13 protein-coding genes are annotated in these 15,037 nt (G+C 50.1%); 1 reads left to right on the top strand and 12 read right to left on the bottom strand.

The genetic code is table 11. From position 1 onward, the window contains the following. Positions 1 to 179 precede the first annotated feature (179 nt). From JZI27_RS02235 to JZI27_RS02205, 7 genes are all read right to left on the bottom strand, one after another. Positions 180 to 2,360, bottom strand: coding sequence for a copper amine oxidase N-terminal domain-containing protein (locus JZI27_RS02235; RefSeq protein WP_251242900.1), 2,181 nt, complete (start codon positions 2,358 to 2,360; stop codon positions 180 to 182). 203 nt (positions 2,361 to 2,563) lie between these two features. Further along, a complete protein-coding gene (locus JZI27_RS02230) occupies positions 2,564 to 3,871 on the bottom strand; it encodes a dihydrolipoamide acetyltransferase family protein (protein ID WP_280206593.1) in 1,308 nt (435 codons plus the stop codon). Positions 3,872 to 3,892: 21 nt separating this feature from the next. After that, positions 3,893 to 4,876 (bottom strand): alpha-ketoacid dehydrogenase subunit beta, encoded by a 984-nt coding sequence (locus JZI27_RS02225; protein ID WP_251242902.1) that lies wholly within the window; start codon positions 4,874 to 4,876, stop codon positions 3,893 to 3,895. A gap of 11 nt (positions 4,877 to 4,887) precedes the next feature. Further along, positions 4,888 to 5,880, bottom strand: coding sequence for a thiamine pyrophosphate-dependent dehydrogenase E1 component subunit alpha (locus JZI27_RS02220; protein ID WP_251242903.1), 993 nt, complete (start codon positions 5,878 to 5,880; stop codon positions 4,888 to 4,890). Between the two features lie 18 nt (positions 5,881 to 5,898). Then, positions 5,899 to 7,320, bottom strand: a complete 1,422-nt coding sequence (lpdA, locus tag JZI27_RS02215) for a dihydrolipoyl dehydrogenase (RefSeq protein ID WP_122908404.1) — start codon at positions 7,318 to 7,320, stop codon at positions 5,899 to 5,901. A gap of 171 nt (positions 7,321 to 7,491) precedes the next feature. Further along, a complete protein-coding gene (bcd, locus tag JZI27_RS02210) occupies positions 7,492 to 8,583 on the bottom strand; it encodes a branched-chain amino acid dehydrogenase (RefSeq protein ID WP_122908405.1) in 1,092 nt (363 codons plus the stop codon). Positions 8,584 to 8,823: 240 nt separating this feature from the next. Beyond that, on the bottom strand, positions 8,824 to 10,893 hold the full coding sequence (locus tag JZI27_RS02205; protein WP_280206588.1) for a sigma 54-interacting transcriptional regulator: 2,070 nt from the start codon (positions 10,891 to 10,893) through the stop codon (positions 8,824 to 8,826). Between the two features lie 211 nt (positions 10,894 to 11,104). On the opposite strand from JZI27_RS02205, the gene JZI27_RS02200 reads away from it, so the two are divergent. Continuing rightward, on the top strand, positions 11,105 to 11,365 hold the full coding sequence (locus JZI27_RS02200) for a DUF2627 domain-containing protein (protein WP_122908407.1): 261 nt from the start codon (positions 11,105 to 11,107) through the stop codon (positions 11,363 to 11,365). A 45-nt stretch (positions 11,366 to 11,410) separates the two neighbouring features. Here the strand turns inward: JZI27_RS02200 and JZI27_RS02195 are convergent, their stop codons facing one another. From JZI27_RS02195 to JZI27_RS02175, 5 genes are all read right to left on the bottom strand, one after another. Further along, positions 11,411 to 12,298 carry a UDP-N-acetylmuramyl pentapeptide phosphotransferase gene (locus JZI27_RS02195; RefSeq protein WP_280206586.1) on the bottom strand — a complete coding sequence of 296 codons (888 nt, stop codon included), beginning with the start codon at positions 12,296 to 12,298 and terminating at the stop codon, positions 11,411 to 11,413. Next, the gene (locus JZI27_RS02190) at positions 12,280 to 12,972 is read right to left on the bottom strand and encodes a glycosyltransferase family 2 protein (RefSeq protein ID WP_280206584.1); all 693 of its coding nucleotides are present in this window, start codon (positions 12,970 to 12,972) and stop codon (positions 12,280 to 12,282) included. Before JZI27_RS02190 ends, JZI27_RS02195 begins: the two co-directional genes overlap by 19 nt. After that, positions 12,959 to 13,516, bottom strand: coding sequence for a copper transporter (locus JZI27_RS02185; RefSeq protein ID WP_122908410.1), 558 nt, complete (start codon positions 13,514 to 13,516; stop codon positions 12,959 to 12,961). The genes JZI27_RS02190 and JZI27_RS02185 overlap by 14 nt, the downstream gene beginning before the upstream one ends. A 9-nt stretch (positions 13,517 to 13,525) precedes the next feature. Next, complete coding sequence (gene steA, locus JZI27_RS02180) at positions 13,526 to 14,692, bottom strand: putative cytokinetic ring protein SteA (RefSeq protein WP_251242908.1); 1,167 nt, start codon at positions 14,690 to 14,692, stop codon at positions 13,526 to 13,528. A 112-nt stretch (positions 14,693 to 14,804) separates the two neighbouring features. Then, complete coding sequence (locus JZI27_RS02175) at positions 14,805 to 14,978, bottom strand: DUF2759 domain-containing protein (RefSeq protein WP_122908412.1); 174 nt, start codon at positions 14,976 to 14,978, stop codon at positions 14,805 to 14,807. Between the last annotated feature and the right edge of the window lie 59 nt (positions 14,979 to 15,037).

Below are 15,037 nucleotides of genomic sequence, written 5' to 3'. Positions count from 1 at the left end.
CTATAAGGAGGTCACGCGTTTTGAAACAATCTGTCGTTGCCAAAGCCATGATCGTCATATTGGTCATCTCTCTGGTGGTGCCCATGTTTTTCTACTTTCCATGGTAGTCAAAAGGATCTAAAAAAACGAACCCCCTTCTTCTAAGAAAGGGGGTTCTCTCATTTTATTATACGCTGATTCTAGCGGTATACATACACACTGGAGGTTTGTGCATCCCAGCCTACTTTATAACCCAGATTATCCGTTACAAAACGAACCGGAATCATCGGCATGCCATCTTTCAACGCAACCGGTGCCGTCAAGGTGTGCTCCTCGTTGCCGATTTTGGCTTTATTGGAACCAACCGTGAAGCGAAGTACTTTGGTTCCACTGATGATCGCAACTGTCTGGTTGTTCCACTGCGTCGTCAGCGCCAGACCTTCCTTGAAGAATTGAGCTGGTACCATCGTGGTATTGCCATTGGCCAAATAGGGAGCTACTTGCAGCTGATGGGTTTTGCCGTGCAAGGTGTAGCTGTTCGTATTCAGCTTGAACAACGCAGCATTGGCTGGTACAGCGGCTGATGGCTGCGCTGCTGGGGCAGCAGGCGTTGCTGGTGCTGGGGCAGGCGCTGGTTGTGCTGGCAGTGCTGGAGCTGGCATTCCGACTCCGACTGCACGGGCGAAAAGCAAGCCTTTTTCTTCGGAAGTGAAAACACTGATGCTATACGTATTTTTCACCTTTGGGTTGATGATGTTGGCGCCAGCACTGATAACGACTGTCGCTGCTCCTGATGCTGGAAGGTCTTGTGCAGGGTATACCAAAACGTTCTGGCCACGCACAGCAACAAAATTAGCTGCTGCGCCGTTGACGGTGATGTTGGCTGGAGCGATATAAGCTGGGACGGTATAGCCAGCCGGGAAAACTAATTCAATAAAATCACGTTGTTTAGTCAGGGCTGCACCCATGTTTTTGATTGATACGGTCAGACCGGTTGCTGCACCCATCGCGGTTGTTCCGAGTGCAATGGTTGCCGTGCTGTTGTTATTGACAGCTGCTGGTGTGCCGGTTTGTGGTGTGGTTGGTGCTGTAGGTGAAGTCGGCGTTACTGGAGCAGGATTGACAGTTGATCCCGAAACGGTAAAATCCTTGGAAGTTGCTGTACGTCCATCCACGGTCATTTTCAGGTTATACGTACCCGCTGCCTTCGGATTGGAAATCCATGCTCCGAAGCCAATGTTTACCTTAACTGTGCTGGATTTGCTGAAGTTGCTCGGCGTTGTTACATACACTTTGCTACCTGTCGCTCCAACCCGCTTGGCTGTTTTTCCATTAATGGTGAAGTCTTCAGCAGAAATAATGCCCGGAATCATATCTGCACTCGGAAACTCAATGGTGAACTGCTCGTCCGGGTTCAACTGCTTGTTACCGAAATCGGCTTCAAAGGAATAACTGGTGCGAGCTCCCGCTGTCGGATCAGAAAGACTCACGGTGAAGGAGCTGGCAGTAGATGAACTACTGGAGCCTGTTCCTTTGATCGAAAATTTTTCAGACTGGTATGTAACGCCTTCGTATTTGATCTTAAAGGTGTAATCGCCGTTGGAAGGATTTTTGATGCCTCCTGCTTTCAGGAATTCCAGGTTAATATAATCCTTGTTATTTGCACCACTCGGAACTTCGATCTCGACTTCATCATCGTCGATCGATACGTCCTTCGCTACGTAACCGTTCACTTTGACGTCTGCCTCATCCAAGCTCCGCGGCAGCATGTCAGCATCAGGGAAAATAACCGTGATGACATTTCCGGTCTTCAGCTTGTCGCTACCCTTAAGATCAAAATCGCCAAGCTCAATCGCTGTTTTTTCTCCCGCTTTTGTAGAGTCGAGTTCCACGCTGAAATCTTTGCTGCTACTGCTGCTTTTGGATCCAATGGAAACCTTTGCGTAGTCAGAGGTTTCATTTTCCGTCTCTACTTCAATGCGATAATCCCCTTTGGTATCCGGGTTGGTAATCACATCGCTGATGACAACCTCAATTTCGTCACCCTCATCATAGCTCGCGTTCACCGTAATGGTAATTTTGTTCTTCCGCGAATCAAAGCTGACACTTTTCGGTGCTTTCCCTTCAACTTTTACATCGCTCTTCGAAATGCTACTAATCTGAAATTCCTCGTCAAACGTAATGATAATATCCTCACCGGAATCCAAATCCTCTTCCAATGTAAAGGTGATTTCGTAGTCGGAGTCTTCATCCACACCGTTTGAATCTAACGCCTCGACACTTACATCGTCGACAGCCAGTGCTTGAGGTGCGACAGCTAAAGAAGTAGTTATAAGTGCGGTTGCCATAACAATCGAAATCGGCTTCTTGTTCTTCTTCATGATTTTCCTCCCAAAATTGCCAATAATCTTCCATCCTATCGATGATCTTTACAAGTTTACCATATTCATAGAATAGAGGAAATCTGTTCATCAGAAAATAGTGGGCAGATTGGCTCCAATTTCTAGGACGTTGAAGATCGGCTTTCCGTTACACCTGCAACAAAAAAACCAGGCTGCTTCCAACCTGGTTTTTTGCTTGGAGATTAATATAATTTAGTATCCGGGCCGATGCTCTCCAGACGTTGCTTGACGCTTTGCAGGAAGCGACCGCAGATCAGACCGTCCAGCACGCGGTGATCCAGTGACAGGCACAGGTTGACCATCGAGCGAACGGCGATCATATCGTCAATGATGACTGGCCGTTTGACGATCGCTTCTACACTGAGGATCGCTGCTTGTGGTGAATTGATGATCGGCATGGACAAGACTGAACCGAATGATCCGGTATTATTGACGGTAAAGGTCCCGCCTGACATGTCATCCATGGTCAATTTCCCAGCACGGCTGCGAGCTGCCAGATCGTCTACGGACTTGGCAATGCCAAGAATGGACTTCTGATCCGCATTTTTGATGACCGGTACATAGAGCGCGTCCTCGGTCGCGACCGCGATGGAAATGTTGATGTCTTTCTTGACGATAATCTTGTCGCCTGCCCAGGTGGAATTGATCATTGGAAATTCTTTGAGGGACTCCACGACTGCCTTGATGAAGAACGGCAAGAAAGTCAGGTTGAGGCCTTCTTTGCGTTTGAAATCGTCTTTTGCCTGGTTTCGGAAGTTGACGAGATTCGTTACATCCACCTCCACCATCGTCCAGGCATGTGGCGCGTCGTGCTTGCTTTGTACCATGCGGCTGGCAATCGTTTTGCGCACCGATGTCACTGGGATGATCTCGTCCCCGGGAGCTGAAGCCAAGTCGAGGCTTGCGGGCCTTGAGACCGGAGTTGGAGCTGAAACCGGCTCAAGCACAGCACTGTCCGATAGTGGTGTAGCTGCCGGTTGCTGCCCACCTGCATCAATAATGGCTTGCACGTCCTTGCGGGTTACGCGCCCTCCCATTCCAGTTCCACTCACACGCGTCAAGTCGATGCTATGCTGTTGGGAAAGAAGCATGACCGCGGGAGAATAACGCGGCTTCGATCCATCTTCACCCTTTTTAGCAATCGGTGACGAACTTACCTGTTCTACCGCAGCTGGTTTACTTTCCGTCTGAGGTTGAGGCGCAGTCTCCTTTTGTTGGGTATTGGCAGTCGAACTGTTGCTATCGGCTGAACCACTTTCTTCTATATATAGAATCAAGGTTCCGATGGCTACAGTCTCGCCTTCTGCCACTACAATTTCAGTCACGCGGCCCGCGACTGTAGAGGGCACCTCGGCATTTACCTTGTCTGTGCTGACTTCTGCCAGCGGATCGTATTTGTTTACGGTGTCGCCCACACTCACCAGCCATTTGCTGATGGTACCCTCGGTCACACTCTCACCGAGCTGGGGCATGAGAACTTTAGTCGCCATGCTGTTTGCTCCTCCTCGCCTTTAAAAATGGGCCAATTCCTTCATTGCTTCATATACTTTATCCGGGTTGAGCATAAAGAATTTTTCCATTGGCGGGCTGTATGGCATCGCTGGCACATCAGGTCCGCACAGACGCTTGATTGGTGCGTCCAGATCAAAGAGGCACTGTTCCGCAATGATCGCGGCAACTTCACCGCCTACGCCACCTTCCTTGTTGTCCTCGTGAACGATCAGCACCTTCCCTGTTTTGGACGCTGCCTGTGCAATCGCTTCTTTATCCAGCGGATAGAGTGTACGCAGATCCAGCACATGGGCGCTGATCCCTTCCTGAGCCAGCTTCTCTGCTGCCTGCAGGCAGAAATGCAGGGCAAGACCGTAAGAAATGACCGTAATGTCGCTGCCTTCCCGCTTGACGTCTGCTTTTCCGATCGGAACGACGTAATCATGATCAGGAACTTCGCCTTTGATCAAACGATAGCAGCGTTTATGTTCAAAAAAGAGGACAGGATCCTCATCCCGAATCGCAGCCTTCAGCAAGCCTTTTGCATCATAAGGTGTAGATGGAGCAACAACCTTTAACCCTGGAATATTGGTAAACATAGCTTCAACAGACTGGGAGTGGTAGAGCGCCCCGTGCACTCCACCGCCAAACGGAGCTCGGATCGTTATCGGACACGTCCAGTCATTGTTGGAGCGGTATCGCATCTTGGCTGCTTCACTGACGATCTGATTGACGGCTGGCATGATGAAATCGGCGAATTGAATCTCGGCAATCGGACGCATGCCGTAAGCAGCAGCACCGATTCCTACACCGACAATCGCGGATTCAGCAAGCGGTGTATCAATGACACGCTCTTCACCAAATTCCTCGATCAACCCCACAGTGGCTCGGAATACGCCGCCGCGCACTCCGACGTCTTCACCGAGTACAAATACATTGGAATCGCGACGCATCTCTTCTCGCATCGCCATTGTAATCGCATCAATATATGAGATGACTGCCATCCGAATCCCTCCTATTCCCCGTATACGTGAGTAAGTGTCGATTCAGGCGTTGGATATGGTGCTTGTTCTGCATATTCCGTCGCTTCATCCACTTCCAGCTGAACGCGTGCCAGCATATCTTTTTCCGTCTCTTCATCCAGCAATCCGATGTCTTTCAAATACGCAGCAAACACGATCAACGGATCTTTCTTTTTCGCTTCTTCCACTTCCTCGCGAGTCCGATATACGCGGTCGTCATCGTCACTGGAATGAGGAACGAGACGGTACATAACCGCTTCGATCAACGTAGGCCCTTCCCCATTGCGGGCACGTGTGACCGCTTCCTTCATCACGCGATACACCTCGATTGGATCGTTTCCATCCACGCTGTAGCCTGGAAATCCGTACCCAATCGCACGGTCCGCGACACTCTCGCAAGCCAGCTGTTTTTTCAGAGGAACAGAGATGGCGTACTTGTTATTTTCACAAAAAAAGATGACAGGCAGCTTGTGAACGCCCGCAAAGTTGGCCCCTTCATGGAAGTCGCCCTGGTTGCTGGAGCCTTCGCCAAAAGACGTGTACACGACGAAGTCTTCCTGCCTCATTCTTCCTGCCAAAGCAATACCTACTGCATGCGGCACCTGCGTGGTCACAGGACTGGACCCCGACATGATGTTGAATTTCTTGCCTCCAAAATGGCCCGGCATCTGTCGCCCACCGCTGTTTGGGTCTTCTGCTTTGGCAAAGGCGGACAGCATGCAATCACGTGCGGTCTGCCCGAAAACAAGAACGAGACCAAGATCACGGTAGTAAGGACACAGGAAGTCTTTGTTTGGCTGAAGAGCGAAAGCAGCTCCCACCTGTGCAGCCTCCTGCCCTTGGCATGAAATGACGAATGGCACCTTGCCAGCCCTGTTCAACAGCCATTGGCGCTCATCAATTTTGCGCGCCAGCAGCATGTAATAATACATATCGAGCACCTGTGCGTCAGTCAAGCCTACTTCTTCATGGCGTTTGCTTGTCATCGTCGGATTCCTCCTTTGCTAATTGTGAATCGCTTTTCCGTCAACGGCGAGAGCCGCTTCCATGATCGCTTCAGAAAGGGTCGGGTGAGGATGGATCGTCTGTCCGATCTCCCACGGTGTTGCATCAAGTACGCGTGCAAGACCTGCTTCCGAGATCATATCCGTCACATGTGGACCAATCATGTGAACACCGAGTAGATCGTTGGTATTCGCGTCTACCACTAATTTGACGAAGCCGTCATTCTCACCCTCAATCAACGCTTTTCCCAGTGACTTGAAGCTGAATTTACCTACCTTCACTTCATAGCCCTTGGCCTTGGCTTCTTTTTCCGTCCAACCGACATTTGCCACCTGAGGACGGCTATACGTACATTTTGGCACTTGCGAGTAGTCCATCGGGTGCGGCATCAGTCCAGCCATATGCTCGACTGCCAAAATGCCTTCATGGGATGCGACATGGGCCAGCTGCAATCCACCGATTACGTCACCGATCGCATAAATATGGGATTCTGCAGTCTGAAAATGTTCGTTTACGACGATAGCGCCTTTTTCTACCTTGATTTCGGTCGCTTCCAATCCAAGGTTCTCTACATTGGCCTGACGACCGACAGAAACAAGAATTTTGACAGCTTCAAAGGTTTGCACACCATTTGCCGTCTCTGCTTGAATCTTGACCATTCCTTCCCTTTTTTCCACCGATTCAGCCAACACCTTGGCACCAGTAACGACCTGGATCTTCCGTTTTTTCAACAAGCGAGCCATTTCTCTGCTGACTTCCTCGTCTTCAGTAGGCAGAATCCGGTCAGCGTACTCAACGACGGTTACCTCAACGCCAAAATCGCCCAGCATGGAAGCCCATTCAATCCCGATCACGCCGCCGCCCACAATCACGACGGACTTCGGCAGCTCTCCCCACTCCAGTGCTTCATCGCTCGTCACAACCTGTGAACCGTCGATGACCAAGCCTGGCAAGGTACGCGGGCGGGAACCAGTCGCAATCATGAGAAAGCGTGGAACGATCATCTCTTGATCGCCATTTTCCTTTTCAATTCGCACGGCGCCAGCCTGAGGAGAAAAGATCGACGGTCCCATGACGCGACCGAAGCCTTCAAAGATCGTGATGCTCCCTTTTTTCATCAGGTATTGAACACCCTTATGCAATTGGTCAATAATCGAGTGTTTTCTCTCTTGCACCTTCCCGAAGTCATAGCTCACTTGACCTGCGAGTACCCCGTATTTATCACTTTCCTTCAAGGTAGCAAACACTTCTGCACTGCGCAGTAGAGCCTTGGAGGGGATGCAGCCTCGATGCAGGCAGGTTCCACCCAGCTTTTCCTTCTCGACAATCGCGACCTTCATTCCTAATTGGGAGGCGCGAATCGCTGCTACATATCCGCCAGTCCCTCCACCGAGGACAACTAGATCAAACTCCTGAGACATTTCGATAACCCCTTTCATCATGCGAGCCACAGAGCGGTATCGTCGGCGCTGCTTGAGAAGTCCCTTTTTTTTGGATAGCTAGTATGAATATTCAAAGAACGTAGCGTATGTAAACCCTGACTACGGAATCAAAGGTCGGTCTCGCAGTCAGGGAATGAAAGCTTCGAAAAATTAACGATGATAAACAGTCTTGCCATTTTGCAGGAAAGTATTACGTGATTTAGCAACACGTGCAATTCTTTCTTCTGCCATGCGGTCTGCCGCCTTGTAGGAAGGCATGCCATCGCGCTGTGCAATTTCAAAAACACGCAGGATATTGTCGTAGATCGTCTCTACTTTTTTCAAAGCACGTTCACGGTTGTAGCCTTGCAGCTCATCCGCGACATTGATGACTCCACCTGCATTGATCACATAATCCGGAGCATAGATCAGCCCCATTTCGTGGATGACATCTCCATGACGCTCTTCCTTCAGCTGATTGTTGGCAGCTCCCGCAATCACCTTCGCTTTGAGCAATGGAATCGTATCGTCATTGATGATGGCTCCCAAAGCACAAGGAGAGAAAATATCGCAGTCCACACTGAAAATCTCATTCACACCGACTGCTTTGGCACCGAAATCTTTCACGGCGCGATTCACATTTTCTTCGTTGATGTCTGTCACGATCAAGTGGGCTCCCTCTTCATGCAGGTGACGGCAGAGATTGTAGGCTACGTTGCCTACGCCTTGAACAGCCACTACACGGCCGGAAAGGTCATCGCTACCGTAAGCCAGCTTGGCAGCTGCTTTCATCCCTCTGTACACGCCGTATGCAGTAACAGGGGATGGGTTGCCACTGGAACCAAAGGCAGGCGAAACACCCGTGACGTAATCGGTCTCCAGATGGATCAGATCCATATCCGCTACAGTAGTGCCTACGTCTTCTGCTGTGATGTAGCGCCCATTCAAGCCTTGAATATATCGACCAAACGCCCGGAACATTTCTTCGCTCTTGTGTTGGCGAGGGTCCCCGATAATGACTGCTTTCCCTCCACCGATATTCAATCCTGCCGCTGCGTTCTTATACGTCATGCCACGTGCCAATCGCAGCACGTCAACAATCGCTTCCTCTTCTGTTTTATACGGCCACATGCGCGTACCACCCAATGCTGGCCCCAGAGTCGTATCATGAATACAAATGATGGCTTTCAGACCAGAGTTCTCGTCTTGGCAAAACACCAGCTGTTCGTAGTCGTATTTTTGCATGTAATCAAAGATGTTCAATGAAGAAACCTCCCTAGTATCATTCATTCTCCGCTACATTCGTAAATGAAAGCATTGTGGTTAGCAAATGAGAAATCTTACCCTCTGTTAGCTATTGCAAATGTCGTGCCAAGAATACAACATCCGTGAAAGCGCTTTATTTCAAGGGGGATTGATACCGACAGGATAAGATGAACATGCAATTTATTGCACTATCAAGCAAAAACATGCATGCAATTTATTGCACACTTCCATTGGTGATTATCTCTCGTCTTCCGTTATACCCAGTTTCTCCATTTTGTAATACAAGCTCCGAATGGCAATTCCCAAGCGTTTTGCTGCAAGTGTGCGATTTCCCTTTGCCGCAAGAAGCTCTTTGCGGATGTGGTTCCTCTCCGCCTCTTCGACGGCTTCCTTCAGCGTGATCCCTGTACTGCTCACGTCCTCCTGATGTTGAACATCCGTAGCATTAGCCACCTTTCGTTCCAGCGGTGGCAAATGCTCTGGCAAAATGACTCGCTCATGTAGCCGCATATGAATCATCGCTCTGCCCAGGACATTTTCCAGCTCGCGTACGTTGCCTGGCCATTGATAGGAATGCAGGATCTGCATCGTCTCCGGATCGATTTCCTCCACGTTTCGCCCGTATTCCAGATTGTCTTTACGCAATAAATGCATGGTCAACGGATAGATGTCATCCACGCGTTGGCGCAGTGGTGGAATGTAAATGGGAATGACGTGAAGCCGATAGTAGAGGTCTTCGCGAAAACGACCTGATTGAATAGCGGATTCCAAATTCACATGTGTCGCGGTAATCACACGAACATCAATTTCGATGGGCTTAGTCCCGCCGACCCGAACGATTTCACGCTCTTGCAGAACTCGTAGCAGTTTGACCTGCATACTCATCGACAGCTCACCGATCTCATCTAAAAAGATCGTTCCTCCATTGGCTTCTTCAAAAAGCCCTCTCTTCCCCCCGCGGCGCGCACCAGTAAATGCCCCCTCTTCGTATCCGAACAGCTCGCTTTCCAGCAAGCTTTCCGAGATAGCAGCGCAGTTGACCCGGATAAATGGCTTGTACTTCCGCACGCTCTCGTTGTGAATCGCGTGGGCAAACAGCTCTTTCCCAGTCCCTGACTCACCTCTGAGCAAAACCGTCGCGGGTGTCAGCGCAGCCCTTTTCGCTTGTTCGATGGCAGCATGCATGGATTCACTCAGTCCGATAATATCGGCAAATGAATACTTCGCCTCCAACGTGCGAATGATGCGATGCGCCTTCTCCAGCTCTTCTGTCAAACGTTTAAATTCGGATACATCGTGAACGACACCGACACTGCCCTTGAGTGTTCCGTCCACGAGTACTGGGGCGACGTTTACGATAACGTCTTTTCGCTTAGAACCGACTTTCATCGGGACACCGCGAACCGCTTTTTGGGTTTTGAGCACCTGCATGTGCATACTTTCTCCCTCGGAAATGTCGACCGTAGCAGGCTTTCCGATCACTTCTTCGGGAGTCAGTCCCGTCAGTCTCGTATAAGCTGGATTAATCATCAGCCCGTTCCCGTCCTGGTCTACGACCGATATCGCCTCATCCGAGCATTGGATGATCGCCTCCAGCATACTTTGAAGCTCTTTGAGATCAGTGATTTCCTCGGCTAGCGCCATCACTTCTGTACTGTCGCGAAATATCGCTACAGCCCCAACCACGTCCCCTCGCTCATTGCGCACAGGAACACGATTGGTAATGATCCTCGTCTTGTTCGGCAGAATCTGCTCCTGATTCAATTCTGCCAGGCCTGTCTCTAATACAATATGTAACCGTGTGTTGGGTATACGCTCTGCAACGTTGGTTTCCAAAACCGTAGCTGCATCAATACCCATCAGCCGTTCTGCCGCTTTGTTAAACAACGTAATCATGCCATGTCGGTTCACGCCGATAATCGCATCGTGTGTAGAGTTCAGCATCGTCTCCCGTTCACGCTGATTTTGCATCATGACCGCAATCAGCTTGTCACGCTCGCGAATCAAGCGCATGACAATACGCGTAAAAGTACCGGGAATCAACACTGTCTTTTCCGGCTTTACACGCCTGAGACTTTCGTATTCCTGTAAATCACCCGTCGCTTCCAGGATGACATCCAGATCAGGTTCCAGGTACGAATGGTAGTCGGTATCCACTTGAATCCCAAAGGATCGCGCTAGTTCCAATCCCGGCGCATCCTCACTGCGGTCCACGACGGCCACAATCTTCATCCGCTCCATCTGGTTGAGCATCCGCAGCAAGGCTGTTCCGCCTCGTCCGGCCCCTACGATCAGCAGCTTGTGCATGGTACGCTCCCTCACTTTACCCTTACTCGAATTCCATTGTACTCCAATGCTGCCGCGATGGACAGGCGATCTTCCCTAACGTGCGCTCGCTCAATGCTTTGAGATTCTAGACAAGCATGAGGGCATCCGATATGATGGGTAAAGAATCACGGAGCTAGTTTGCTCATGCCGGGTGAGGGTCCGGCATAAGAAAGAAAGGTGTGAACCACCCTTGGTCGGTCAAAAATTGGTCGCGCTCCTGATCATGGTCATTCCGGCAGCCATCGCCATGTACGGAATCAAGCTGATCCGAGACGCATTTTTCTATTCCATCGGTCCAGATACCAGCTTTTTATGGGGAAAGCTGATTCTCGGGGTACTTTGTTTTGCTATCCCGATCACCTTCGTCGGTGGCTTTATCCTGCACCACGAACGCAAAAAAAATCGTGTACAGCCCCGCTTCATGATTCCAGAACCGGATGATGAGGATTAAGGGCAGCATAACGAGAACCAGGCTGATCCACTGCCTGGTTCTTCGTTACTTTTCAGCTTCCGCTGACCTTCCCCAGCTGTCGATTCGCTTCAGCCATTTAACCTCCGCGATGATCTGCGAAAACGAAACGAATTCCGATGCAACTTGCAAAAATAGAAACAGGATAAAAAGAACAGCTTGCCCCTGCCAAGGGACCCCTTGCACGAGCGCAAAACCCGCTGCAAAGCCAAGAACATTGGCTCCTGTATCTCCCAGCATAATTTTGCCGCCTGCATCATGGCGAAACATCAGTATAGTCGAGATAAAGATCGGGAGCAGCCACAGCCATCCACTTGTGTAGCTGACTGGGTACACGGACAGCATGGACATGATCATACCCAGCAGCAGGATCAGCCAAAACACTTTGATTGCCCGAGCGGGTCTGAGATCAAACAGATTGAGCAGATTGGACGAGACGGCAATCACACACGCTCCCAGCAACCATGACCAGAATGAATCGGTGAGTCCATAGGCGATCAACATCGCCGTACTGCCGCCGCCCCATACCTTCCACAACCCGCTCGTCATCTTGCGCTCCCGCCATAATGCTCCAAAATGTCCGCGAAACCCTTTGATCTCTTTTTCCAACGATGCATCATCCAGCCAGCCCCAGAATGCCATAGACACGATCCCCAAATGAAACCATACGCCTTCCTGTACAACTCGACCCGCTGTTTGCTTGGACAACAAGAACAAGAGAAGCATCACTCCAGTCATGATGGTCGAGAACACAATTACCAGCCCGCCAGCGGTCACAATCTCTGTCCCCCTGAAATTGATTCTTCTCATGCCCTTGTGCCACAGCTTTTGTTCCATGACCGGCATAAGCGGCCTCTGTATGAGAATGGGAAGTCCCATTCCGATCACCAAGGCCGTTATCCATTCCGCGTCCAAGCTTGTCCCTCCCACCATTTGCGACATAGGGTACGACCGATAGCTACAAATTCCTTTCCTCGATGTCGGTACCCAGACCAGTCGTTGCCCGTCTCACGATGGTGAAATGCCACAGGAACCTCCATTACACGATATCCTGCACGCAAAGCGTCGACGGTCATCCCGACTTCTACACCAAATCCCCCATCCAATCGCCTTAAACGATGGAGCAGCTCACGACGCAGCGCTCTTTGGCCAGATAGTGGAGCATGCGTCTCAAAGCCAGTCAGATACCGGATCCCGTGATACGCCAGCCCCTTTGCCAGTCCCATCCCCGCCTTTGCTTTGGGCTTGGGCAAAACGGCTACTGCCAGATCGCATCTGTCCTCCATTACTGGCCCTAGCAGGTGGATAGCTTCTCCTGCACTCTCTCGCAGGTCCGCATCCAGAAGCAGTATGACGTCCCCGCTTGCTTGCTGCCAGCCCGTTTGCAGCGCTGCCCCTTTTCCTCGGTTCGTTGGCGTAGGAATGACGAGATCGGCCCATTTTTTCGCCAAATCGCTCGTTTCGTCGGTACTGCCATCATCTACAACTATGACTTCATCACAAAAAAAGCGCTCACGGATCGCCCGAAGTGTAGAACCGATCGTCTCTGCTTCGTTGTAGGCCGGGATCACGACACTAACTTTTTTCATGCTCGATCCTCATTTCGGTTAACAGTTTTTGCACATTTTCCAACAACTCCCATTGGCTGGCTGGGGTCAGAGGCACCTGCTCCACATGCAGCCATCGGCTCTTCTCAGGCAATTGGCTCAACCACTCCGGTTTCGTCGGTGCAAACAAAAGCAGAGGACCATCTATCAACGCCCCTTTTTCCTTATACGGGACAAGCTCGATGCCAACAGAGTTCATCACCTGCGAGATTCGCGCCATATTCAGCTCAGGGGCATGCCAGTAGTAAATCTTGCTCCCCTGCAGCTCATTGGCGTAGCGCATTGCCATCAGATGAATCACATCTTGATTGCTTTGTTCGATTTCCTTTAACATACGGTTCATCTGTTGCTTTAAATCGTTGTTGCTTTTCAAGGCCTGATCATACTTCGCTTCCATTCTCGTCAGCACTTCCTGTTCCCCGAGAGCAAACCAGGAATGACCTGCCGTTCCACCTAACAGAATTCCTACGCCCAAAGCTAGAAAAACCGATACCAACGTTAGAAGATGATAGCGAAAATGAATCATGCGTACCTCCTAAAACGCCCAGATTCGCCACTGCATCCACAGCATTTGGGCTGCATGACGAGCGATGGGATTAATCGCTAACGCTGCTCCGATCGGGGCAATCATGGCAGCCAGACACCAGCCCCACAGCTTCCAGGACCAGCGCGGCTGATACAGCTGACTTACTCCTTTGGCATCTATCAATTTCGGTCCAATCTTGGTGCGGACCAATAGCGTACTTGCCATGCCTTTTCTACCTTTTTCCAGAAAATCAATCATGTTCGTGTGGGTTCCAATTGTAACAATCAATTGCGCTTCATTTTCATAGGCAAGCAGCATCGTCACATCTTCGCTCGTACCAGGTGCGGGTAACAGCGAATAGCGAATGCCTAGTTTTTTTAACCGTTCCTCGCCTGGCGAAAATCCATTCGGAAAGGCGTGAACGACTACTTCCGATCCGCAACGCAAGGCTTTATCGGTTACACTGTCCATATCCCCCACGATCAGATCTGGTTGATAGCCTGCTTCCAGCAAAGCATCAGCCCCGCCATCGACCCCAATCAAAACGGGACGACACTCGTGAATATACGGGGTAAGTGTATTCAGATCCTCCTTATAGTGCTTGCCTCGCACAACGACGACAACATGTCTTCCATTCATTTGTGTGGCCAGCTTCAGAGGATACAGCGGCTTCAAAAACAGATCCTTCTCGCGCCCTGCGTATTGCAGGGTATTATCAATAAACAATGAAAGCGTATGATCCAATCGAGCATGTGCTTCCAGCCATCTCTGCTGAATCGTCTCCATCGTGACAGGACGCAGACTAGCCATGCACTCCCATTTTTCCTGAGTATGCCTAAATAGGACTTGGTCTCGAATACTGACGTAGGAACCGTCCAGTTGCTCTATCCAATCGATTTTACGCTCCAAGGACTGCCACTCAAATAAAGGCATACCTGCTTTCAGTAGGCAACGTGCTCCTTCTGCCGGATAGTGACCTGTCATGAAGGGGGAGAGATTGATTACAGCCTTCACACCAGCTTCAAGCAATGCAATCGCTGCCATTTCGTCCACATCTGCATGATCGATTAACGCAATCTGATTGGAGAGGATACGTTTGCAAAGGTGCTTGGTTTTACGATCGGCCGCAATAACTGCCGAATACGTCTGAGCACCACGCTGTTTATACTTTGGCACCTGTTTCCACCTCCGTACTAGTATGCTAATAATTTCCGGTCGTCATGCGTACAAACACGAAAAAGGAGCTGTGCAGATTGCACAGCCCCTTTTTTCCAATTCTTTTACATCCCTATCCTTGTGTAGCGTAGTAAAGGATCAGTCCATCACAGAACAAAAATACGACAAGAGAGACAAATCCAAATGCGCTAGCGAATTTGTTCTTCGCTTTTACTGAGCGCAAAAATCCCCAAGCGATAAAGAATGTGAATACCAGCATCAAGAAATCGAAGAAAATAAACTTCATAGTTGTAACAACTCCTTTAAAGAGATGAAGCTAACCGGAATACAATGGCAATTTTCATT

It is taken from the genome of Brevibacillus sp. AY1, assembly GCF_029870785.1.
Classification (GTDB): domain Bacteria; phylum Bacillota; class Bacilli; order Brevibacillales; family Brevibacillaceae; genus Brevibacillus; species Brevibacillus invocatus.
The sequence above is the reverse complement of the archived record's forward strand: the minus strand, read 5'-3'. Positions and strand labels throughout refer to the sequence as shown.